A 24,728-nucleotide genomic window follows, 5' to 3' on the forward strand; every position below is an offset into this window, starting at 1 on the left:
AATTGGTTTTAAACCAGCCAAGTGCAGCATGTCAACAGCCTCTGTTTTTCGCATAAAATACTTATTTCAAAAATACCTGGACACCTCGTGTACTACAGAAGAGTTTAACGAACTTTTTGAGCTGATGGCCAAAGAGGAGAATTTGCCAGAAATTGAAGGTTTATTGGAGAAACTATGGGCCGATACTGAAATGAAACCTGATGCTGACGCAGAAGTCGTTCACCAGGAAGTTTTATACAATAAGTTGCTTGAGATTGTAAAAAAGGAAAAAAACGTTTACTCATTTCAAAAAAGAAGCTCCAAAACAATTATCCGTTCGGTTGCCGCTACCATTGCATTGTTAATATGCGCAGGCCTGTACTTTTTACACACAAGGCCTAAACCAATGCCCATGCAGGCCCGGGTAACACTATCAAACTCCGTCCGCCATGTGCACGAGATCAGGCTGGCCGATGGAAGCGTAGTGACATTAAATGAGAACAGTCATTTAGATTACCCGGCAAAATTCACCGGGAAAACCCGCGAAGTATATTTAACCGGCGAAGCTTATTTCGATGTAAGGCATGATCCGCTTCACCCTTTCCTGGTGCATACAGGGCAAATTACAACCCGCGTGTTAGGTACGGCATTTAATATTAAATCGGCAGGCAGTTTGATCCAGGTAACGGTAACCCGTGGAAAAGTTAAAGTATCTACCCCTAAAAAAACCTTAGGCATTGTATTGCCCAATCATCAGATAAGTTATAACGAAATCAATAATCAATCTTCCATAGATATATTGAATGCCAAAACAACGGTACTTTGGAAAGAGACCGATTTGGTGATGGATCATATAACATTGAAAGAAGCCGCGGCCGTTTTAACAGAAAGATATGGTGTAAAAGTTATCCTTGATAACGAAAAGATAGGAAGCTGCCGTTTTAGCGCAACCTTCTTAAATACCACGGGGTTGGAACAGGTTATCAAAGTATTATCGCACCTGAATAATCTGAGCTATAAATGGAGTAAGGAAGGTGATGTTACGCTATCCGGTTCCGGCTGTGAATAATAACCAATTTTTTACCTCTTAAATAAAAAACCTATGAAACATTGATACTTTAAACCTTCCAGATTAAAAAAGCCCCGTTGCTTACGACTTCTCACATCATTCGGCGACAGGGCAAGTATTTAACCAATTATTATTAACCGATTAAAACCAATGCAAGTTATGAAAAAAACTCTTGCGTTTAAGCAATGGTGCACATTATCCGGTGCCTCTGCACGCCAATTTTTAAACACGTTCCGAAAAGTTATGCGATTCAGTTTTATGATCCTGTTGGTATTTCTGGTCTCCGGCCAATTGCTCTTGGCTTCCTCAAGCAAGGGGCAATCGCTCGATAAGATCAATGTCAGGCTGGAAGTAGGTAACGAGACGATAAAATCGGTAATCAAAAAAATTGAAAAACAAACCAATTTGCGGTTTGCATATAAAGACAATGTCCTGTCACCCAACGCCCGTGTTACCCTTTCTTCACTCGACAAATCGGTAAAGGATATCCTGGACGAACTTTTTGCCAGCCGGGGAATTGGCTACAGCCAGATAGATAACAATATTATTTTGTTTAATACCACAACCGTAGGGCCTGCTGCGAGCAACAACAATGGGCAAATTGAAACAATAACCATAAATGGCAAAGTAACCGACGAAAAAGGCGAACCCCTGCCTGGTGTATCGGTAAGGATAAAAGACACTGATATCGGTGTAGCAACTAATGTTTCAGGCGATTTTACCATTACTGTTCCCAATGCCAATACCGTATTGGTATTTACTTTTTTAGGATTCAGGCCGTTAGAACAGAGTGTTAATGGCAAAACCTTTTTAAAGGTGGCTTTAGTTCCTTTAAGCAAATCGCTCGAAGAGGTGATTATTGTGGGTTATGGCGCGGTAAAAAAGAGGGATCTTACCGGTTCCGTTGTTTCTGTTAAGGGGGATGAGATCACCAAAGTTGCGGCATCAAATCCTATGGAAGCGCTTCAGGGAAAGGTTTCGGGTGTAGATATCGTGCGTACAAGCGGTGCTGCAGGTGCAAATGTAAGCGTAACTGTTCGTGGTAACCGGTCTCTATCTGCAGGTAATGGCCCGCTTTATATAGTCGACGGGATCCAGTACAGCAATTATGAAGATATCAATCAAAACGATATTGCATCAATGGAGTTTTTAAAGGATGCTTCATCAACTGCTATTTATGGTTCGCGCGGAGCAAACGGCGTAATTATAATTACAACAAAAAGAGGCAGCAGCGGGCAACCGAAAGTAGCTGCGGGTTCATATTATGGAATTTCGGATGTTGCAGGCTATCCGGTACCCATGACAGGGCCGCAATATGCAAACCTGAAACGTGAAAGCTTCAGAACTATCGGAACATGGAATTCCCCTGCCGACGATCCGAAAGTTTTTACCAGTGCAGGCGATCTGGCTGCGGTTCAAAGCGGCCTGTCATATTACTGGCCGGGGTTTTTACTGCATAAGGGCTCCCAACAGGATTACAACGCCAGCGTTTCCGGTGGTAGTGAAAAAACAAAAGCCTACTTTTCTTTTGATTATTTTAAGGAAAAAGGGTTATATGCTAATGATTACTCAAACAGGTATACCCTGCGGTTAAATATAGATCACCAGTTATTCAAAGCTTTTAAAGTGGGGCTGCAAAGTCAGCTTGCTTATTATGATCAAAACCTTCGAAACGATGGGGTATTATCCATAGCCAATAAAATTATTCCCTATTTTAATCCGTATAATGCAGATGGTAGTATAGCTAAATTTCCGGGTAACGGTAACCAGGCCAATCCTCTTTTTGATGATGATGCATCCCAGTTTGTAAATAAAAACAAGATTATTCATTTGCTTTCAACCGCCTATGCAGAATGGAAGCCAATAAATGGTTTAACCATACGGTCAAATTTAGGTATCACACTATCTGGTTCACGAAACGGCCATTTTGAAAGTGCCAATACTATAAACCGGGCCTTATCTTCAGGGTCATTGTCGTCAGTAACCAATTCAAACGAAACTAATTTGCTTTGGGAAAATATTATTACCTGGCAAAAGACAATAGCCAGGCATAGCGTAGTTGTAACGGGTGTTACCAGTTATCAATCAAATGTTATGGACCAATCTGCAGCACAAGGCACCGGACAATTAATACCCGACCAATCTTTCTACGCGCTGCAAAACAATCCGTCTAACTTAAAAATATCAAGTAATTACGTTGGGCAACATTTAACTTCAGGAGCATTACGTTTAAATTATGCGTTTAAAGATAGGTATTTACTAACCCTCACCGGGCGTGCTGATGGTTCATCAGTATTGTCGTCAGGAAATAAATGGGCATTCTTCCCTTCGGCTGCCGCGGCCTGGCGTGTGGTTGATGAGGGATTTATGAAGACCCAAAACGTGTTTTCTGAGTTGAAATTACGTTTAAGCTATGGGGTTGCCGGCAATGCTGCTGTAAGCGCATACCAAACACAAAGTAAGGCAGTGCTTATTCCATTTTCATGGAACGATATAACTGCGTTAGCATATGGCCTTGATCCCAATATCGGAAACCCTCAATTAAAGTGGGAGTTAACAGGAACCTTAAACGCCGGTATAGATTTCGGAATTTATAAAGACAGGGTTTCGGGCACTATAGATTATTATGATTCGCACACCAGGGATTTGTTATTGCCACAGCAATTACCTGCCTCAACAGGAGCGCTAAGAACATTGGCCAATGTTGGCAAAAGCCGTAATACAGGTATTGAGATTGCACTGAAAACCATTAACATCCAATCAGAAAGCTTTACATGGACATCCAATATCACCTATACACGCAATAAGGAACGCATCACTTATTTACCAAATGGTGTGAACGACCTTGCCAATGGCTGGTTTATAGGCTACCCGGTTGTATCTTTTTACGATTATCAAAAAACAGGTATCTGGCAAACATCTGAAGCCGCCCAGGCTGCAACTTATGGGTACAAGCCAGGTGACATTAAGGTTGCTGATTTAGATAATGACGGAAAGTTTACCACAACATTTGACCGTAAAATACTTGGCTCAGCTGTCCCAAGGTATAGCTTTGGCTTTAGCAACGATTTCAAATATAAGGGCTTCGATTTAAATGTGCAGGTATTTGGACGTATCGGGCAGACGTTCGTATCTCAATACGCATTGAAGTATGAGCCGAATGGAATTGAAAATGGCGCCAATGTAGACTATTGGACGCCGGAAAACCCAACAAACGCCTACCCAAGGCCAAGTGCCAATATCACAAAGGCATCCGAGCCATTTGCTTCAACCTTGGGCTACAAAGATGGTTCGTATGTTAAAATAAGGAACGCAACGCTTGGGTTTACCTTTCCCGCAAGTGTAACTAAACCCATCCATGTATCTAATTTAAGAATCTATGTGAGCGCCAAAAACTTTGCGACCTTCTCAAAGATAAAGGATTATGATCCTGAAGGCGGTGGTTCATTTGACAGGCCACTTACTAAATTGTTCCTGGCCGGTGTAAACCTTTCTTTTTAACAAATACTAATATCTTAAAAAATATATTATGAAAAATTTACTAAAAAGTTGGGCGCTGCTGCTTATAGCCATTGCCACTTTATTTAGTGCCTGCAGCAAAAAGCTCGAAGAATATAACCCCAGTAACTTAACCGCTACAACGGTTTATACCAAAGCGGTAGGTTTTGAAACATTGGTTAATGCAGCCTATACCTATACCCGGTTTTGGTATGGGAAGGAAGAAGGGTACCTGGCCTCTGAAATGGGAACGGATATCTGGACGAGCGGTACCGGCGACCCATACCCAATGTTTACTCAATATATTAATTTACAAGGCACTGCAGACCCGCTGCCGTTATTGTGGAACAACTTGTATGCCGGTGTAAATTTATGTAATACGGGCATAGCCCAGATTGCTGCCGTTACAGATTATACGGCAGCCCAAAAATTGAACCGCGAAGCCGAGCTGCGTTTTTTAAGAGCATTTTATTACTGGCATATTGTTGAAACCTGGGGCGGTGTAAACTTTACCACCAAACCAACCGCAGGTGCCAATACAGAAGCTAATAAAACACCGGTTGAGACTTTTTATAAGCAGATATTTGAAGATCTTACATTTGCAGTAGCTAACCTGACTCCAACCACCACCGATTATGGACGGGCAACAGTGCCGGTAGCTAAAGCTTTTTTAGCACGGATGTACTTAACCCGGGGTATGAATGCCGAGGCATTTAACATGGCCGATGATGTGATTAAAAACTATAGCTATGTATTGCAGCCTAAATATGCTGATCTGTGGAATATGGGGAACCTGAAAAACAAGGAAGTGATTTGGGCCATTGATTATTCAACCAACCTGGCCAATAATGATCTTACCTCGGCAACATATCCAAACGGGCACTATCGCGGTTCAAACAACGGGCACTTACTATACCTGATGGTTTATGACCAGATAAATTCAAGCCTGCTCGTCCGTGATATTCCAAACGGAAGGCCGTTTAACAGGTATATGCCCACTTTGGCTTATCTAAACATGTTCGATCAGCAAAATGATTCACGCTATGGCGGTTCTTTCCAAAGTGTTTGGTATGCTAACAAAGCAGGTACTTATAATGGTAATGCTGTTAAAGTTGGCGATACGGTTTGTTATACCCCTAATGCAACTATACCTGCAGCGTCGCAGAGCAGTAAATACGTTACTTATGACCTGTCCAAGGTATATAAATCAAATGGGGTACCTATTCAGCGTAAGTTTTATGTTTCTTTATCGAAATTTAAAGATTCAACACGTGCAAGTGTGGCTGAGGCCCAAAGTGCCCGCGATGTCTTTGTGATCAGGCTGGCCGAGATGTACCTGATTGCTGCCGAAGCAAAATTAAACCTGGGCGACCCGGGAACCGCGGCAACTTATATTAACGTACTCAGGACAAGGGCGGCAAAACCTGGTCATATAGCAGAAATGCAGATCACTCCCGCACAGGTTACGCTCGATTTTATTTTGGACGAAAGAGCACGTGAGTTGGGCGGCGAACAGTTACGCTGGTTTGATTTGAAGCGGACGGGTAAATTGGCGAGCCGGATCCAGGCTATGAACCCGGACGCCGCAGCCAATTTCAAGCCATATGAATTGGTACGACCCATACCTCAGGGACAAATTGATGCCGTAACCAATAAAGATGTATTTAAACAAAACCCGGGCTATAATTAATTTGAAACGGTATAAAAGGGATCTGATAAATGATCCCTTTTTATAATTTTTGAGCCTGCTATAAGCATGCAACCGGAGAGAAAACATTTTGTTAAAAAACAATATATGATGTATAAGAGCGGTAATATTAAAATTAAAGGCTTATTATTTATTTGTGTTTTAATAAGCGCGTTGTTATTGATGTCTTTTCTGATTACTCCCGGCCATACCACCGTATACCTGGCGGGTGATTCAACAATGGCCAATAAGCAGCCAAAGGCATTTCCCGAGACAGGTTGGGGGATGCCTTTCAGCGCTTTTTTTGATAGTACGGTAGTTGTTGACAACCGTGCACAGAATGGCCGAAGCACCCAAACGTTTATTAGTGAAGGCTTATGGAGTTCTATTATCGGCAGTTTAAAGGAAGGCGATTATGTATTTATACAATTTGGCCATAATGATGAAGTGCCTACTAAAAAGAGCTATATCAATAAGCAGGGGTTCGGGGATAACCTAGCAAGGTTCATCCGTGAAACCAGGAAAAAAAAAGCAAACCCGGTATTGCTGACACCAGCAGCGCGAAGAAAGTTTGATACAACAGGAACCATAGTTGGCACACATGAAGTGTATTCGGCCATAGTGCGTAAACTGGCAGCAGAACAAAAGGTCCCGCTGATTGACCTGGACAGGGAAAGCCAGGCTTTATTGCAAAAACTCGGACCCGAGGGATCAAAAAAGTTGTTTAATTACCTTACTCCGGGAGAAAGTATTAACTATCCGGAAGGCCGGGCTGATGATACGCACTTTAGTGAGTTGGGAGCCCTGAAAATGGCCGAAATAGTTTTAGCAGGCATCCGGTCGTTAAAGCTTGGACTTACCCCGCATATCGCGCATTCAAATGTTAAACCGTTATATGAAAAATAAATTACTGTTCGTTACGCTATTAATTATAAACGGACAGGTTCTTGCGCAACAAAAAAAAGGACTATCCGTAACTGGTGCCAATTATATCTCTAAAGTATGGGTGGCTGATCAGGGTAATGGCACCTATAAAAATCCGGTGATAAATGCCGATTATTCCGATCCTGACGCTATTCGCGTTGGCAACGATTTCTATCTTGTATCTTCAAGCTTTGAAGCAATTCCGGGTTTGCCTGTTTTGCATTCAAAAGATCTGGTTAACTGGAGCATCTTAGGTTACGCGTTATTGAAGCAGCCACCCTTTGATCATTTTGACGTACCGCGGCACGGCGATGGGGTTTGGGCTCCCGCCATCCGCTATTACCATAACGAATTTTATATTTATTATCCTGACCCTGATTTTGGCATTTACGTGGTAAAAGCAAAAAATCCCGCCGGCCCCTGGAGCAAACCCGTTATGGTAATGGAAGGCAAAGGTATAATAGATCCCTGCCCGCTGCTGGATAGCGACGGCAGCATGTACCTTGTGCACGGCTTTGCAGGAAGCCGGGCAGGTATAAAAAGCGTAATCGCTGTAAACAAATTAAATAATGACGGAACCAGGGTAGTTGACGATGGCGTGATTGTTTATGACGGACATGAAATGGACCCTACCATAGAAGGCCCGAAGTTTTATAAGCGTAACGGGTTTTACTACATTTTTGCTCCGGCAGGGGGCGTCCCCACAGGCTGGCAACTGGCACTACGTTCAAAAAGTATCTATGGGCCATATGAGCGGCGGGTAGTAATGGATCAGGGGAAAAGTAGCATCAATGGCCCACATCAGGGTGCTTGGGTGGATACACCAACCGGAGAAGACTGGTTTCTGCATTTCCAGGACAAAGGCGTTTATGGGCGCGTGGTGCATTTACAACCAATGATCTGGAAGGATAACTGGCCTGTTATTGGTGTGGATACGGATGGTGATGGCAAAGGCGAACCGGTATTAACGTATAAAAAGCCCGTTGTTGGTAAAATCTTTCCGGTAAGCACTCCGCAGGAAAGTGACGAATTTAATACCATGTCTCCGGGCTTACAATGGCAATGGATGGCTAACGCGAAGCCCGTATGGATGTTTATGAACACCAATAAAGGTGCTTTGAGGCTTTATAGTTATCAACCCCCAAATGATCCCGCTAACCTGTGGTTTACGCCAAATGTGCTGTTACAAAAGTTTCCGGCTGATGAATTTATGGCTACTACCAAAATCACCTTTACGCCTAACTTAAAGCTGGAGGGTGAAAAAACGGGACTTACCATTATGGGTTTCAGCTACGCTAATATAGCCATGCAAAGTAAAAAGGATGGCATATACCTGGTATTTACTACTTGTACGGAAGCAGATAAGGGCAAAAAGGAGCTGGAGGAAGTAATTACGAAGCTATCGTCACCAACTGTTTACCTGCGTGTTAAAGTAACGAAGAATACTGTATGTAACTTCAGCTACAGCACCGATGGAATAGATTATAAAAATACCGGCAGGCCATTTACGGCCGAGGCAGGCCGTTGGATTGGGGCCAAGATTGGCTTGTTTTGTACGCGTACAAGCCAGATCAATGATTCGGGCTATGCTGATGTAGACTGGTTTAGGGTAACGCCTAATAATTAACACGTTGTGTGGGCTATATTGGAACTGGTATCCATCAATTGTAAATCAACAACAAATAAAAATAAATGAAGATGATCCGGTTAGTTTATCATCACCAAAATGAATTCGTATGAGAAGTAATCAGCTTATAAAAAGGCGCCTGCTTGTTATTGCCATCCTTGCACAGTGTTCATTGATATTACAGGCACAAAACAAGCAGCCTTACTCGCAGCGCATGACACAAACGGTTATGAATATCTGGAAAGACAGCCTGACAACCGGCGACAAGTGGACTTATGACCAGGGCGTGATTTTGAAAGGCATAGAGGGCGTGTGGCAACAAACAGGCGACAAAAGATACTTCAGCTATATACAGCGATGTATGGACAGATATGTTACGGCCGACGGCAATATCCGCACCTATCGGCAAGCTGATTATAATATAGATAACGTATTGTGCGGCCGTAATTTGTTGACGTTATATAAAGTGCTGGGTGCCAAAAAATACTATAAAGCGGCAACGTTGCTGCGTGAACAACTGCGGAAACAACCGCGTGTACCACAGGGAGGCTTTTGGCATAAAAACCGTTACCCAAACCAGATGTGGCTGGACGGTTTATATATGGGCGAGCCTTTTTATACCGAATATGCTGCTGCTTTTCATGAAGATACCGCATTTAATGATATAGCCAGGCAATTTATCCTGATGGAAGAAAAAGCCCGCGACACAAAAACCGGGCTGTTGTATCATGGCTGGGATCAAAGTAAAAAAGAACGTTGGGCTAACCCGGAAACCGGTCAGTCGGCTAATTTTTGGGGCCGGGCAATGGGTTGGTATGGGATGGCATTGGTTGATGTGCTTGATTATTTTCCGGCGCAGCATCCCAAACGCGTGGAGTTACTGGCAATACTTAACCGGTTTGCCGAGGCAATTGTTAAATATCAGGATGAAAATTCTGGCTTGTGGTACCAGGTACTTGACAAAAGTGACGCCAAAGGGAATTATCCGGAAGCATCGGCATCATGCATGTTTGTATATACCATGGCAAAAGCGGTGAGGCAGGGATACTTACAACCAACCTATTTACCCGCCATTCAAAAAGGCTATAACGGAATTATCAAAAAGTTTATTGAAACAGATGCAAATGGGCAGTTGAATCTTAACGGCACCGTCAGTGTGTCGGGTCTTGGAGGGAAACCATACCGGGATGGGAGTTACGAGTATTATTTAAGCGAAAAGGTAATAACTAACGATGCTAAAGGTGTCGGCGCATTTATATTAGCCAGTGTTGAGGTAGAGCGCCTGGCCGATGCGCATAGCGGAATGATAAAACAATAATTCTGGTAGTCGAAAAAATCTTATGTATCATAATTATCACTAATTCCATTGCCGATTATAGGAATGGGGTCGCCACTAATATGCTTTAGATTTTTAACTTTGATCCACTATGAAATGGATCACGCGTGCCCGTCCTAAAATTGACCGTATTGCCTGCCCCTGGCTCATCAAACGCTTCATTGATCCTGAAGGTGAAATTATCTACGTTCCGTACGAGGAAGTGCTGGCGAAGGCAGCTGAACTGGATGCTATCCCCTTTGATATTCCCAATGTAGAATATACCCATTACGAAGATCAATGCACCTTTGATTATTTCCTTAAAAAACACCAGTTAAAAGATGTAGCTTTAAATCGACTGGCCTCAATAATCAGGGGCGCGGACACCGACCGTCACGATTTTGCGCCGCAATCAGCCGGTTTGGAAGCGGTATTTTCGGGGTTAAGGCATGATATTGCCGATGATCAGCAACTCCTGGCATTAGGCATGGTGATCTACGACGGACTATACAACTGGGCCAAATACCTCCATAAACAAAAACATACAGACGGGCCTGTTGAACAAAGGCTTATAGAGGTTTACCACCAGTACCTCAAAACTAAAGAAGATAAAAAAGCGCCATCCTGGACAAATGAACTGAAAGAGATGATCCAGGACCAGATCGACACCAATATGAGCCTGAGCCTGCAACAGGCATCCGAAGAGCTGGAAATCAACCCGGCTTATTTATCCAGGGAGTTTTCCAAATATTTTGAGAATATGAGCTTTGGCGATTATATCCGGAAAATGCGGATTGAAAAAGCCATTAACCTGATGGAGACCACCACCCACAGCTTCACAGAGATTGCTTACCTGACCGGCTTTTCTGATCAGGGCCATTTTTCGAGGATTTTTAAACAACATACTGGGCAAAGCCCTTCGGAGTATAAAAAAATCCTGGCCAAAAAGTAAAATCTATCCAAATGGTAAATTTTATTCAAGCTTTTCCTGTAGATTGTTTATAGCGTTGCAACCATAAATTTATATATAGTGTATTCAAAAACCTATTCGAAATTTTATCAGGCTAAAACCTCAAAAATTATACTGTTGATGCTGGCCATGGGGTTGTTTTATCAGCAGCTTCATGCACAGCAATCCGGCAGCGTTTACCTTGATTCCCTGCTCAGCACGGCAGCCCGTAATTATCCGCTGATTAAAGCCAAACGTTTGCAGACCCAGGGATTGCAATATGCCGTTAAATTACAGCAAAACGGCATCATTCCTTCTATAAATGCATCTTACCAGGTAGATTACGCTACTTACAACAATATTACGGGTATGATCTACCCGCAATACATTACACCTATCAGCGGCCCGCCAAGCAAATCAAATGATTATAAAGGCACACCGGGAAGTGCTGCAGCTCTGAACCTGCAATGGGAGCCTTTTACCTTTGGGCAGCGTGGAGCAGCCGTTGAATTGGCCAGGGGAAAACTCAAAAACGGGCAAGCCGACGAAACGCTTACTGTTTTTCAGCATAAGATATTTGTGATTAATGCCTGGCTCAATTACCTGCTTACGGCCGACCTGGTTAAAGTTTATCAAAGTAATATCAGCAGGGATGCTTATCACCTGAAACAATCGCAGGCTGTTGTATCAAGCGGGTTAAGACCCGGAACGGATTCATCTACTTTTCACGCCGAACTGGCTAAAGCGCAGATACAACTCATAGCTTTTGAACGCCGAAGGGATTCATGCCTGATCGTTTTAAAAGAACTTACCGGGGGGGATTTACCTGGTGCCCCTGTAGCAGATTCTGCGATGTTTAAGAACCTGCCTGTTGTTCCACTCAATGCTGATGATATTGAACATCCCGAGGTTAGCTTGCAAAAAACCAATGTACTGACCAATGAGTTAACCCTTAAAACCTACAAAAGGAGCCTTTTGCCTAAACTAACTATCTGGAGTGTGGGTTATGGCCGCGGATCAGGCGTAGCCGCCGATGGGTCCGTTAATAATGGTGATGGGTGGCGTTTTGAGCGGTATAATTATGGTATCGGCGCACAGCTTTCTTTTCCTATCCTGGAAGTATTTCGACAGAAACCATTATTCAAACAGCAGCAACTGAATATTGCGGCCAGCCGGGAGCAGCTTAAACAAACCGAACTTCATTTGAATACCGAGCGGGAAATAGCAGATTCCGCGTTAACAAAAGCTATACAATCTGCCCGCCTGGCCCCGGAAGCATTGAAAGCTGCGCGGTACGCCTACCAGGCTATACAATCCCGCTATCAGTCGGGGCTCATCAGTTATTATGATGTGATCCAATCCCTGCAATTGCTCTACCAATCGGAAGCCTCGGTTAAGATCGCTTATTGGGGAGCCTGGAAATCTTTATTAACTAAGGCCGCTTACCAGGGCAATATAGATCTCTTTTTAAATCAATACGGAAAATGAATATCATCCAGCTTTTATATGGTTCATTAAGAAAACCGGTAACGATCATTGTCGCGGTTATCGCCATTATTTTCTTTTCCGTAATTTCTATTCGCAATATGCCCGTGGATATTTTTCCAAAACTGGGCACCCCAACCATCTATGTAGCACAAACCTATGGCGGCCTGTCTGCCGAGCAATTGGAAGGTTATATCACTTCTTATTATGAATACCACTTTCTGTATGTTACCGGCATCAAATCGGTTGAAAGCAAGACAATACAAGGCGTAACCCTGCTAAAGCTGAACTTTCATGAGGGTACGGATATGGGCCAGGCCACCGGTGAAGTTGTGGCGATGGTGAACCGGGCAAGGGCATTTATGCCACCGGGTACTATATCTCCCTTTGTTACCCGTTTTGACGGCGGCAGTGTACCTGTAGGGCAACTGGTATTCAGCTCAACGCGCTCCCTTTCCGAAGTGCAGGACCTGGCCTTGTTTAAGGTAAGGCCCATGTTCTCAACGCTGCCGGGTGTTTCCGCTCCGCCGCCGTTTGGGGGTAACCAGAGAACCGTACTCATTAAAGCGGATCCTGATAAATTACGCAGTTACAACGTGACACCCCAGGACCTGGTAACCGCCATTGCCAAAGGGAATGTTATCACCCCCTCAGGCAATATTCGTGTGGGCGATCAAACGCTGATCACGCCGCAAAATACGGTTGTGGAAAATATCCAGGACCTGGCTAATATTCCCATTAAAACTGGCAGCGGCCCGGCTGTTTTTGTACATGATGTGGCCGCGGTAGATAATGGGGCGGATATTACATCAGGTTATGCGCTCATTAACGGCAAACGCTCAGTATATATTCCTGTAACCAAAAGGGCCGATGCTTCTACCTGGGATGTGGTTCAACGGGTTAAAGCAGCATTGCCGGATATGCAGGCTGCCATACCGCCGGATATCAAAGTGAGCTACGAATTTGACCAATCGGGCTATGTCATCAATTCGATAAAAAGTTTAACTACAGAAGGGGTATTGGGCGCCGTGCTAACCGGCCTCATGGTACTGTTATTCCTGCGCGACTGGAGGGGCTCGCTCATTGTAGTGCTTACTATTCCGCTGGCCTTGTTATCAGCGGTTATTTGTTTGAAATTATTCGGGCAATCCATCAATATCATGACTTTGGGCGGCCTGGCGCTGGCCGTTGGTATTTTAGTAGATGAAGCCACTGTTACTATAGAAAATATCCATCATCACCAGGAAAAAGGCGAGCCGAAAGGCCGGGCGATACTGGAAGCTTCTAAAGAGATAGCATTACCCAAGCTGTTAATATTGCTATGTATCCTTGCGATATTTTTTCCGGCATTTTTTATGTCCGGTATTCCCAAAGCAATGTTTTTGCCTTTATCCTTAGCGGTAGGTTTGGCCATGACTGCGTCATTCCTGCTTTCACAATCCTTTGTCCCGGTTATGGCCAACTGGCTTTTTAAGGATCATTTGAGCGAAAACGCGAAAGAGGGTGAAAAGATGAGTGAATTTAAAGACCGGCATGGCAAATGGCTGAAAAAAGCCGCCACCGCATCTACATTGATTGTTACGGTATACTTGTTGGTATCTGTGGTTGCCGCGGTTTTATTGTTCAATGTTTTAGGAAAAGAATTATTTCCTAAAGTTGATGCAGGCCAATTCCAGGTCAGGGTTCGTTTAGCCGATGGCACCCGTCTTGAGCGTACTGAAACTAAAACCAAAGCATTGCTGGCCCTGATAGATAGTTTATCGGGCGGGCAAAAAATAGCCATTACTTCTGCCTTTATCGGCAACCAGGGTTCGTCATACCCTGTTAATGCCATCCACTTATGGACAAGCGGCCCCCAGGAAGCAGTTCTTAAAGTCAATTTCGTGGAGAATGCAGGCATAAATCTCGAAGATTTTAAGGAAACTTTGAGAAAAGAAGTGGCCCTGAAAATACCCGGTATGCAAATTTCCTTTGAGCCGTCGGACCTGGTAGACCAGGTGATGAGCCAGGGCACCAATACCCCTGTACAGATTAGGATATTGGGTAAAAATTTATTACAGGACAGGGATTTTGCGCAGCGGATCCTGGATCAACTACACAAATTGCCATACCTGCGGGATATTACCTATGGCGCACCTCAAAGTTACCCCGCCATGAAACTGGAGTTTGACCGGGTTAGGTTAGGACAATTAGGCTTAACGGTAGATGACGCAAGTAAATCACTGATCGCGGCCACGTCTTCCAGCAGGTTTACCCAGCCCAATTACTGGCTGGATAAAGCTAATGCCACTGCTTACCAGGTGCAAGTTCAGGTGCCGGAGTTTGTCATGAACGACCCTGGTAAGGTAGATAATATCCTATTGGGTTCAAATGGCGGCAAACAGGTGTTTATGCGTGATGTGGCCGGTTGGAAGATGGGTAGGATAGAAGGGGAGTATGACCGTTTAAATCAAAAGCGCTTTATCACGCTTACGGCCAATCTGCACGGCAAATCGTTAGGCGCGGCCATCGACGACATTGATAAGATTATTGCAGGTTTAGGGAAGTTGCCCGATGGTATGAAGATTCAGCAGCAAGGCCAGGCGGAAGTGTTTCAGCAAACATTTGATGAACTGCAAACCGGTGTCCTGCTGGCTATTGTCGTGATATTCCTGCTGCTGGCCGTTAATTTCCAATCATTTAGGATTTCGCTGATCGTGATCGGTATTATACCGGGCGTATTGACCGGATGTTTTTTACTGCTGTGGCTAACGGGTAAAACCTTAAACATTCAATCTTACATGGGTTGTATTATGGCCATTGGCGTGGCGGTTGCCAATGCTATCCTGTTTATCATCCAGGCAGAAAACTATCGTAAACTAAGAGCCGAAAATTCATTTCTGATCGGGATCAGGGACAGGACGAGGCCAATCCTGATGACAGGCCTTGCAATGATTGCAGGGATGGTCCCGATGGCATCGGGAATAGGTGAGGGCGGCGATCAGACCGCGCCTTTAGGCATAGCGGTAATAGGCGGGTTATTATTCGGGTTGCTCTTGAGCTTATTGATTTTACCACTGATCTATCATGCCTTAGCCGGCGATCGCCCGGTTAAGTTAATCTCACTTGATCCTGACGATAAGGAAAGCAAATACTTTACCATTAACGAACCAAACGCATGAAAGCATTACATATATATTTAGGATTAAGCCTGTTGATGGTACTTGGGGCTTGCGGCAGCAATGAAAGTAAGACACCGGTAGCTACAGTAGCGCAGGCAAAACAACCTGTAGAGATCGTTGAGCTTAAAGCCGGTAAGGTGAGCAATAAACTCACCCTCACCGGGGAAATTATACCAAACGACCGCGCCAATATCTATGCCCGTACAGCCGGTTATGTAAAGGATGTAAAAGTGGACATTGGCAGCAAGGTAAGTAAAGGCCAGGTGCTTTGTATCCTGGACGCGCCGGAACTAAAAGCCGGCGAGGCGCAGAGCCGCAGTAACAGCCAGGGAGCTTATTCTAAGTTCCTGTCCAGTAAAAGTGTTTATTCGCGGTTGTTAAAAGCATCCAAAACACCCGGCGCTATATCTGATAATGAACTGGATATTGCCCGCAACCAAATGAAAACAGACAGCTCCGCTTACGAAGCTTCCAAAGCTGCCAACCAGGCTAACCATGCATTAGAAGATTACCTGGTTATCCGGTCGCCATTTAACGGAGTAGTTACCGCGCGTAATATTTTTAAAGGCGATTATGTGGATAATACCGGTAAAATCCTGCTTTTTACTGTAGAGGATAACTCGTTGTTAAGGATCCAGGTACCGGTACCGGAGGCTTATAATGCCACTAAAATAGAAGATAACCAAGCCTTGTTTACCGTTTCTGCTTTGCCGGGAGTTGTATTTAAAGCCAATCTTGCGCGTAAATCGGAAGCGATCAGCTCAGAAACCCGGAGCGAAACATGGGAGTTTAGTTTCCCCAATCAAAAAAAACAGCTTAAGCCCGGGATGTTTGCCCAGATCACCTTAAACGTGGATCGACCTGATCCTGGCTTTACGGTACCATACAAGGCTGTTGTAACCACGCAGGAACGCAAGTTTGTAGTGAAACTCGTGGACGGCAGAGCGAAATGGGTAGATGTAAAAACAGGGTTTACAGACAAAGAAAAAGTAGAAATTACCGGTGACCTGAAAGATGGCGATAAAGTAGTTAAACAAGCCAATGAGGAGATGAAAGAGGGTGCGACTCTTCCTGTTAAGCAATAGTTGATCAATGTATCACACAGAGGTTTTAAATTATTCCCATGGTTTCAATCGAAATATTGACAGATACACGGGCAACAGTGCTATCAGGGTACAGGTGAGCTTTTCTATAGATCATTTGCCGTAATATGCAATGACGATCCGCAAGCCTTTGCCTTCGTCATGTCAAAAAACGATTTTGAAATTCAAATTTCATTGCTATCTTAACCTGATTTTTTGATAAGATTTGTACCTGAACCCATGCGTAAAGTAGTTCCCTTATTACTAATAGCGATTGTCCTTTGTACCGAACGTGTAAGCGCACAACGCGACACTGTAATGGCTTACATGAAGAATTTTGTTGCTGCCCCCTGGCTGGCACCATCAGCGAAAATAACCAATAGTAAAGATAGCGCTGATTTTATCCGAATGGTAACCACACCGGATTCCAGTACCGATAACCAACTTTTCCCCGTAAATGATTATTATTTAAATGGGAAACCCAAACTTCAAGGTGTTTCGAATACAGGTTTAATAGAGGCGCAATTACAAGGTGCCTGTATTGAATATTTTCCTAATGGTAAAAGGAAGCGTATTTGCAATTATGAAAAAGGCAGGCTTTCCGGCGATGTAACCGAATACTATCCCAACGGCAAAATTTATTTATCCGGAATTTACAAAAAGGATACATTAATCGTTGCCCAGTGCGCTGACTCAACAGGACGCGTATTAGCCGAAAACGGCAACGGTACTATAATTCTTTATTCTGATGATTTTAAAAACACAATCGGTACTGGTCCTATAAAAGACGGTTTAAAAGACGATGCCTGGAATGGAACCTTAAACGATACTTTACGCTATGAGGCGACTTATAAAAGCGGCAACCTGATTGCAGGGAACAGCTATGCGAAAAGCGGTAATAAATATTCTTTTAATAAGGAATATACTGCCCCTGAATTTATGGGAGGGCTAAACAAATTCGGAAGCTACCTTGCGAAAAGTATAGTATACCCGCTTGAAGCACGTAATCATAATATACAGGGGCGGGCAATCTTAACTTTTACCGTTGATCGGCAGGGCATCTTACACGATATTCGCTCCATACAAGGGAACCTAATCCTGGCTCAAGAAGCTTTACGGGTGATGCGTTTATCCCCGCCCTGGAAACCCGCCACCAGTTATGGCATTACTGTCGATGTAATTTATTCTGTACCAATAAGTTTTTCACTGGCTTATGAACAACACTAAGTTAATTTTAAACCAATCCCAACACTTTGCTCGTCCTTGCCCTGGTCTCATCGCTCAAAGCCTCGTTACTGGCCAATGAAACACCGTATGAAGGGATCATTTGCCTGAATTTTTGCTGCCAGGTCTCTGTTTTGACGTGGTTTTTAAAACAACGTTCGATAAGCTGGATCATAATAGGTACCGAAGTCGAAGCGCCCGGCGAGGCGCCTAACAAGGCCGAGATACTCCCATCAGCAGAGGTAACCACCTCTGTGCCAAATTCCAGCACACCAGTATGTTTGGCGTCCTTTTTAATAACCTGTACACGCTGACCGGCTATATCCAGGTCCCAATCTTCGGCTTTGGCCGTTGGCATGTAATCCTTAAGTGCGTTAAGCCTGTCGGCAGGCGATTGCATAACCTGAGAGATGAGATACTTGGTTAAAGGCCAGTTATCGCGCCCCACAGCAAGTAAGGGAAGTATATTGTTTAACTTAATAGAACCAAAAAGATCAAGCAATGATCCTTTTTTCAGGAAGCGGGTTGAAAAACCTGCATATGGGCCAAAAAGTAAAGCTCGTTTACCGTCAATCATCCGGGTATCCAGGTGAGGAACCGACATTGGCGGCGAACCAACCGATGCCTTACCATAAACTTTGGCTTCATGTTGTTTTACCACATCGGGGTTGTTACACACCAGCCACTGGCCGCTTACCGGGAAGCCGCCAAAGCCTTTACTTTCCGGGATCCCTGATTTTTGCAGCAAGGGCAAGGCACCACCACCGGCACCAACAAAAACAAATTTAGCATTCAATTTTCTTTTATTGCCTGTGTTCTTGTCTTTCACAGTAATTTTCCAGGTACCGTCGGCATTGCGTTTAATATCCCTTACATCATGATTAAGACTTATGTTTACGCCTCCTTTTTGTTTAAGCTCATCTATAAGCGCACTGGTAAGGCTGCCAAAGTTTACGTCGGTGCCGATATCCATAAACGTTGCCGATACTTTTTCATCAGGGTCGCGTCCTTCCATCACCAGCGGGATCCATTTCTTTATTTGAGCCTTATCCTCCGAGTATTCCATCCCTTTAAAAAAGTGATGTTTGGTAAGGGCCTGCTGACGTTTTTTTAGATATTCAACGTTTTCTTCGCCCCAAACAAAGCTCATGTGCGGCACTTTACGGATAAAACGTTGCGGGTTATTTAAAAGGCCCTGTTCAATAAGATAAGCCCAAAACTCTTTACTGGTTTCAAACTGCTCGGCAATTTTAATAGCTTTTTTTATTTCAACGCTACCGTCGGGAAGCTGGGGGGTGTAATTTAATTCACAAAATGCCGAGTGGCCGGTACCTGCATTGTTCATCGGGGCCGAGCTTTCGGCAGCGATAACATCCAGGCGTTCAAAAATTTCAATCGTCAGATCGGGCTGCAGCTCTTTAAGCATTACACCAAGGGTGGCGCTCATAATACCTGCGCCAATTAAAACCACGTCAACTGTTAAATTTGAACCTGTACCGCTATTAGTCATTTTATTATGATATCCTGCATATGCCGCAGTGTTATTTATAACAAGGTAAACCCCGTTTTTTTAAAATTGTTATGATGGTTTAAGTCCTGCCGCTAATTAACCGGCCCGGCAAAATAAATCAGGCAATTTTAAGAAATTTTTATAGAAAAACTGTCCTTTACCTGTCCATTAAATGCAATAAAATCTATGTTTAAATTGTTTAAACTCAATTTATAGATTAATGCCGCATTTGGTATATCAAAACACTATAACACAAAACGGCTAAAATGATGTATATAAGTTAAGAGCTAATTTATAAACCATGATTCTGTTTAAACCATGTATTTGTTTTTGTGCCTTGGCGATGACCATATTTGCCTGCAAACAAAACAAACCGAAGCCTGCATCAAATGATATTTCAAAAACAACAGTTACCGTTGCAGGTAAAAAAGATAGCGTGATCAATAATCCGCGCAAAAAATATGGAGAGGCAACGGTGGGCGATCCGTGCGTAAAATGTTTGCTTGCAGTTATTCAGGATAGTAAAAGTTACAAAGAAAGTACTAATGGTATTTCGCCGCAAAGTATAAATTATACCATTAACTGGGTAAAAGCGTCGGCCCCGGCATTAACACCAGACACCAGTAACCAAACCAACGGTATAAGAGTTGACGTAAAGAAAGATGAAGACGGTGAAGACGCGCGCTTATGCTCATATATTTATAACAATATCAGCGGCACCATGTACGTACTCAATAACCAAAATAAATATCAGCATGAAGTGTCAAGCATAACACCGGCAATTCTTAAAAAAATCCGCCACAGTTGTTATTGGGGCGTGGCATCACAATAAGTAGTTTGCTTTCAACAGTTAAACATACTTGCCCCTTACATTCTTCATCATTTTGTAGGCGCCCTTTAAAACATTGATCAGTGCATCGGTTTTCATGGGCTTGGCAATATAATCGTCCATGCCCTCACTTATACACATATCCCGGTCGTCGGGGCCGGCATTAGCGGTCATAGCAATGATAAAAGGCTGCTTAAAAGCATATTGACGAATATGGCGGGTTGCCTCAAAACCATCCATTTCAGGCATTTGTACATCCATGAAAATTACGTCGAAGGTTGGATTAGCCTTTAATTTATCCAGCGTTTGGTGCCCGTTATGGGCCAGTTCAAAACTATAGCCAAGCTTTTCCAACATGCGGCTAATGAGCTTTTGATTAACCGTGTTATCTTCAGCTACAAGTATGCTAAGGGGGTGATCTTTCGCAAAATTTACATCGAGCAGTCTATCCGGCTTTGCTTCAGGGGCCGGCACCGGTTTTTTCCCCTGGAACTCGGCCTGTAGGCTTTTACCTAATTGCGATTGTTTTACTGGCTTGGTTAAAATAGTTGAAAATAAACCCGGATATTTTTTCTTTGAACCATCGCCTATGGAACTGAGCATAATTACCGGCAATTCCCCATAATTGCTCTTGATTTCCCGGGCCAATCCTACGCCATCCATCTCAGGCATTTCCATATCGGTTATAACCAGGTTAAATCCATTATTGGCAGTAAGGATGTCAAGCGCCTGCCTGCCCGAGGCCGCCGCCACCGTTTGGATTCCCCATTGTTCGAGCTGCGTTTGCAGGATAAACCGGTTTGTTTTATTATCATCAATTATAAGTACCTTTTTGCCCTCCAGCTCTTCGGCATTAAAAACAATAGGTACATGTTTGGACTGTTTGTTGCTGATAGTAGCTTTTATGGTGAATACAAAAACAGAGCCCTCTCCATAAACACTTTCAGCCCATATTTCGCCCCCCATTAAGTTTACTAGGCGCTGGCTGATCACAAGGCCAAGCCCTGTGCCTCCATATTTGCGCGTGGTAGATGAATCAACCTGCGAAAACGCATTAAACAAAGTTGTCAATTTATCCTCCGGGATTCCTATACCGGTATCCATCACGCTAAAACCAATCTCAATTTCCTTATCGCCAATATTTTTGGATAAAAATACTTTAATAAATACTTCGCCGCGTTCGGTAAACTTAAGTGCATTACCAGTTAAATTAGTGAGCACCTGTTTTAATCTCAAGCTATCGCCAATTACCTGCTGTGGTAGGGCGGGGTCAATCTGGTAAACCAGCTCCAGTTCGCGTTTGGCTGCATTTTGCGAAAAGATATCCATCACCTCTTCGATACACTGGCGCAGGTCAAAATCTTCCTGCTCCATTTCCATCTTTCCTGATTCGATTTTGGAGAAATCAAGGATATCATTGATCACATTTACCAAACTATCACCGCAGGAAATAATGGTATCCGTATAATCACGTTGCTCGGCATTCAGTTCAGTTTCGCCCAGGAGCGAGGCCATGCCAATAACGCCGTTCATGGGCGTCCTGATCTCATGGCTCATGGTAGCTAAAAATATGCTTTTGGCCTGGTTAGCTTTATCAGCTTCTTCCCGGGCCTCACGTTCCTGTTCTTTTTGCAGTTGCAGCTCTTCCGATTGGGAAAGCAGTTCTTCGTTCAAAGCCTGTAACTCTTCTGACTGATTTTGGAGTTCGGCATTTAAGGTCTGCAGGTTTTCGGATTGTGTTTTCAACTCTTCCGATTGTTGCATTACCTCGGCAGTACGTTCGCTAACCTGCTTTTCAAGCAGGTTCTTTTGTTTTACTATAGCATTTACTTTATATCGATAAAATGCATAAATGGTCGTTACAATCAGGAGCATCAGCAAACTGATAAACCACCAGGTAAGCCAGAAAGGCGGAAGCACAGTAACATTCAGGCTTACCTGCCGGATAGACCATTTTCCATCGGCGCTGCGGCTTTTCACCCTGAATACATAATTTCCGGCCGGCAGATTGGTATAAGTGGCCGTGTTTTTATTGCCTACATAATTCCAGGTTTTATCAAAGCCTTCGAGTAAATAAGCATAGGTTCCCTTATTGCTTAGGGCAAAGTCCATAGATACATATTCAAACGATATAACCGATTGATCATGCGTTAAGGTTATTGCTTTAGTTTCGGAAATATCTTCTTTCAGGGGCCAAGGATCATCGCTGTTTTGAGCTACGCGGATAGATTTGTTATAAATCTGAAAATCGGTAAGTACCAGCGGAGGGTTATATATATTTTCACGGATATTTTCAGGATTAAACATATTAAACCCGTTAACCCCGCCAAAGTACATGGTGCCATCATGACTTTTTACAGCCGAGTGAGGTTTAAACTCGTCGGCCTGTAAACCATCCTCAATGGTGAAATTTCTGAATTGGTTAGTTTTAGGATTGTATTTGGAAATGCCTTTATTAGTACTGATCCATAAATTACCGCTGTTATCTTCTTCAACCGCGTACGCATAATCATTGGGAAGGCCATCCTTTGCTTTAAAGTTTGTAACCTTACCTGTAGCAGGATTTAAGCGATAGATACCGCCGTAAGTGCAGATCCAGATATTACCCAGGTGATCTTCAAAAAGGTCGAGCGCTGTGTTGTTGCCTACCGCGCTGTTCAGTTTTTCGTATTGTACCGGTTTAAATGAATCAGTTGCAGCATCATACAGGTTTACGCCTCCATCATTAGTGCCCACCCAAAGGTTACCTTTCGAATCGCCAAGCAGCGAATTGATATTATCGCTGCTTATGCTTTTGGGGTTATTGGATTTATGGCGGTAATGAATAAATTTATTGGTTTTAGGGTCAAATAAATCAAGCCCTGTCCCAAGCGTGCCGAACCATAGTTTTCCATCAAGTGTTTTGGTTATGGCATAAATGTTATTGCCGCTTATGCTTGTACTGTCGTCCGGGTTGTGTTTAAATGTCCTGAACCTGCGGGTTTGCGGGTTCATCATGCTTACCCCATCGCCCCAGGTGCCAATCCACAGGTTATTTTTCGCATCTTCCTGTATAGTCAAAACATAGTTGCCGCAAATACTGGCATTGTCGTTTTTGTTGTTTTTATAAACCTTAAACTCGCCCTTCTCCGGGTTGAAAAGATTGAGGCCGCCGCCATCTGTGCCTTGCCATACGTTGTTATTTTTGTCTTCGTAAATACTTAATACAAAGTTATTTGACAAGCTATTTGGCTGGGCGCCGTGCTTGTAGTGTATAAAGTTTTCGCTTGTTTTTTTATAAAAGTTAAGGCCTGATGCAAATGCAGCGATCCATATATTCCCACTCTTATCTTTTAGGATTACGTCTACCGAGTTATTAGCAACGCTGCTGTTATCCACATCATCCTCAAAGTGGTTGTTAAATTTTCCTTCGGCATAATTAAAAATACTTAACCCGCCGTTTTCGGTACCTATCCACAAGTTATGATTACTGTCTTCGACCATGCATTGTACCGTGTTGTACGAAAGGGAATTATTATTGTACGGATCATTCTTATAATGAGTAAAAGTTTGGGTTGCCGGATTAAACAAATTAAGGCCCCCATCACTCACGCCAACCCATAAACGATGATCGCTATCCTCCAAAATAGCATTGACCTTGTTGGCTGATAGAGAAGAAGAGATGCTTTCATCATGAACAAAGCGGGTAAAATCACCGCTTTGAGGCTTATAAAGATTTAGTCCCCCGTAGGTTGTACCCACCCATACCTTATTTTGACTGTCTACATAAACTGTGCGGACATTGTTATCGCTTAAACTGGTTGCATCGGCTGCATTATAGCGGTAATGTGTAAACTTTTTTTTAGCAATATTAAACTGATCAAGACCTTCTTTTTGATTCGAGATCCACAGGTTGCCGCTTTTATCAAGCGCTATCTTAACTAAAATATCGCTCGCAATTGAATTGGTATTGTTTCGATTATGGCGATAATGGATAAAACGATCAAGTTTACGGTCGTACATGTTTAAACCGCCACCGCTGGTCGAGATCCACAGGTTTCCGTTTTTGTCCTCAAGTACATCCTGAACAAAGCTGTTGCTGATACTGTTAGTATCGTTGACGATGTTTTTAAAAACTTTGAATTTGTTACCGTCATAACGGTTAAGACCGTCGCGTGTGCCCACCCATATAAAGCCGCGGCTATCCTGCATAATACAATTGATGTTTAACTCAGAAAGCCCCTCGCGGCTGCCGATATGCTGAAAATGAATGGGGCGGTTTTGTGAAAACACGCATAACGAAATAGCTTGCAACAATAAAACAAGATAACACTTATAGCTATTCATTAAAATATTTTTGGGCAAATTGAAGAAGTGGTTTAACCGTGCATGATTGGCTGCATTAAATTT

The 24,728-nt window shown here is 43.4% G+C and carries 14 protein-coding genes; 12 read left to right on the forward strand and 2 right to left on the reverse strand.

Annotated elements, in window-relative coordinates; all coding sequences use genetic code 11:
- Positions 1-28: 28 nt before the first annotated feature.
- The 11 genes from ABIC84_RS18565 (at position 29) to ABIC84_RS18615 (ending at position 18,003) form a co-directional block, all read left to right on the forward strand.
- Positions 29-1,048: a FecR family protein gene (locus ABIC84_RS18565; RefSeq protein ID WP_426587595.1), complete on the forward strand. Its 1,020-nt coding sequence runs from the start codon at positions 29-31 to the stop codon at positions 1,046-1,048.
- A 243-nt stretch (positions 1,049-1,291) separates the two neighbouring features.
- Complete coding sequence (locus ABIC84_RS18570) at positions 1,292-4,549, forward strand: SusC/RagA family TonB-linked outer membrane protein (RefSeq protein WP_429264500.1); 3,258 nt, start codon at positions 1,292-1,294, stop codon at positions 4,547-4,549.
- Positions 4,550-4,577: 28 nt separating this feature from the next.
- Positions 4,578-6,236: a RagB/SusD family nutrient uptake outer membrane protein gene (locus ABIC84_RS18575; RefSeq protein ID WP_429264501.1), complete on the forward strand. Its 1,659-nt coding sequence runs from the start codon at positions 4,578-4,580 to the stop codon at positions 6,234-6,236.
- A gap of 105 nt (positions 6,237-6,341) precedes the next feature.
- Complete coding sequence (locus tag ABIC84_RS18580) at positions 6,342-7,139, forward strand: rhamnogalacturonan acetylesterase (RefSeq protein WP_429264502.1); 798 nt, start codon at positions 6,342-6,344, stop codon at positions 7,137-7,139.
- Positions 7,129-8,784, forward strand: coding sequence for a glycoside hydrolase family 43 protein (locus ABIC84_RS18585; protein WP_429264503.1), 1,656 nt, complete (start codon positions 7,129-7,131; stop codon positions 8,782-8,784). Before ABIC84_RS18580 ends, ABIC84_RS18585 begins: the two co-directional genes overlap by 11 nt.
- A gap of 109 nt (positions 8,785-8,893) precedes the next feature.
- On the forward strand, positions 8,894-10,102 hold the full coding sequence (locus ABIC84_RS18590) for a glycoside hydrolase family 88/105 protein (RefSeq protein ID WP_426587605.1): 1,209 nt from the start codon (positions 8,894-8,896) through the stop codon (positions 10,100-10,102).
- 109 nt (positions 10,103-10,211) lie between these two features.
- A complete protein-coding gene (locus ABIC84_RS18595; protein WP_426587607.1) occupies positions 10,212-11,051 on the forward strand; it encodes a chromate resistance protein ChrB domain-containing protein in 840 nt (279 codons plus the stop codon).
- A gap of 78 nt (positions 11,052-11,129) precedes the next feature.
- Positions 11,130-12,536, forward strand: a complete 1,407-nt coding sequence (locus tag ABIC84_RS18600; RefSeq protein ID WP_426587609.1) for a TolC family protein — start codon at positions 11,130-11,132, stop codon at positions 12,534-12,536.
- A complete protein-coding gene (locus ABIC84_RS18605) occupies positions 12,533-15,694 on the forward strand; it encodes an efflux RND transporter permease subunit (RefSeq protein ID WP_429264504.1) in 3,162 nt (1,053 codons plus the stop codon). The genes ABIC84_RS18600 and ABIC84_RS18605 overlap by 4 nt, the downstream gene beginning before the upstream one ends.
- Positions 15,691-16,779 carry an efflux RND transporter periplasmic adaptor subunit gene (locus ABIC84_RS18610; RefSeq protein ID WP_426587613.1) on the forward strand — a complete coding sequence of 363 codons (1,089 nt, stop codon included), beginning with the start codon at positions 15,691-15,693 and terminating at the stop codon, positions 16,777-16,779. Before ABIC84_RS18605 ends, ABIC84_RS18610 begins: the two co-directional genes overlap by 4 nt.
- Positions 16,780-16,992: 213 nt before the next feature.
- Entirely contained in the window at positions 16,993-18,003 is a 1,011-nt protein-coding gene (locus tag ABIC84_RS18615) for an energy transducer TonB (protein WP_429264505.1), read from the forward strand.
- A gap of 7 nt (positions 18,004-18,010) precedes the next feature.
- Here ABIC84_RS18615 and ABIC84_RS18620 read toward each other — a convergent pair whose 3' ends face one another.
- Positions 18,011-19,510 carry a malate:quinone oxidoreductase gene (locus ABIC84_RS18620; protein ID WP_426587617.1) on the reverse strand — a complete coding sequence of 500 codons (1,500 nt, stop codon included), beginning with the start codon at positions 19,508-19,510 and terminating at the stop codon, positions 18,011-18,013.
- 301 nt (positions 19,511-19,811) lie between these two features.
- On the opposite strand from ABIC84_RS18620, the gene ABIC84_RS18625 reads away from it, so the two are divergent.
- Complete coding sequence (locus tag ABIC84_RS18625) at positions 19,812-20,342, forward strand: hypothetical protein (RefSeq protein WP_426587619.1); 531 nt, start codon at positions 19,812-19,814, stop codon at positions 20,340-20,342.
- Positions 20,343-20,360: 18 nt separating this feature from the next.
- On the opposite strand, the gene ABIC84_RS18630 is transcribed toward ABIC84_RS18625, so the two are convergent.
- The gene (locus ABIC84_RS18630; protein ID WP_429264506.1) at positions 20,361-24,665 is read right to left on the reverse strand and encodes a two-component regulator propeller domain-containing protein; all 4,305 of its coding nucleotides are present in this window, start codon (positions 24,663-24,665) and stop codon (positions 20,361-20,363) included.
- Positions 24,666-24,728 lie beyond the last annotated feature (63 nt).

Origin of the sequence: Mucilaginibacter sp. 3215, from assembly GCF_050433785.1 — a bacterium.
Classification (GTDB): Bacteria; Bacteroidota; Bacteroidia; order Sphingobacteriales; family Sphingobacteriaceae; genus Mucilaginibacter.

Excerpts from the sequence above, each read along its gene's own strand:
- ABIC84_RS18565 (WP_426587595.1), top strand. The coding sequence starts at position 29 with ATGTCAACAGCCTCTGTTTTTCGCATAAAATACTTATTTCAAAAATAC.
- ABIC84_RS18580 (WP_429264502.1), top strand. The coding sequence starts at position 6,342 with ATGATGTATAAGAGCGGTAATATTAAAATTAAAGGCTTATTATTTATT.
- ABIC84_RS18570 (WP_429264500.1), top strand. The coding sequence starts at position 1,292 with ATGCGATTCAGTTTTATGATCCTGTTGGTATTTCTGGTCTCCGGCCAA.
- ABIC84_RS18610 (WP_426587613.1), top strand. The coding sequence starts at position 15,691 with ATGAAAGCATTACATATATATTTAGGATTAAGCCTGTTGATGGTACTT.
- ABIC84_RS18590 (WP_426587605.1), top strand. The coding sequence starts at position 8,894 with ATGAGAAGTAATCAGCTTATAAAAAGGCGCCTGCTTGTTATTGCCATC.
- ABIC84_RS18625 (WP_426587619.1), top strand. The coding sequence starts at position 19,812 with ATGATTCTGTTTAAACCATGTATTTGTTTTTGTGCCTTGGCGATGACC.
- ABIC84_RS18620 (WP_426587617.1), bottom strand. The coding sequence starts at position 19,510 with ATGACTAATAGCGGTACAGGTTCAAATTTAACAGTTGACGTGGTTTTA.
- ABIC84_RS18605 (WP_429264504.1), top strand. The coding sequence starts at position 12,533 with ATGAATATCATCCAGCTTTTATATGGTTCATTAAGAAAACCGGTAACG.
- ABIC84_RS18585 (WP_429264503.1), top strand. The coding sequence starts at position 7,129 with ATGAAAAATAAATTACTGTTCGTTACGCTATTAATTATAAACGGACAG.
- ABIC84_RS18575 (WP_429264501.1), top strand. The coding sequence starts at position 4,578 with ATGAAAAATTTACTAAAAAGTTGGGCGCTGCTGCTTATAGCCATTGCC.
- ABIC84_RS18630 (WP_429264506.1), bottom strand. The coding sequence starts at position 24,665 with ATGAATAGCTATAAGTGTTATCTTGTTTTATTGTTGCAAGCTATTTCG.
- ABIC84_RS18595 (WP_426587607.1), top strand. The coding sequence starts at position 10,212 with ATGAAATGGATCACGCGTGCCCGTCCTAAAATTGACCGTATTGCCTGC.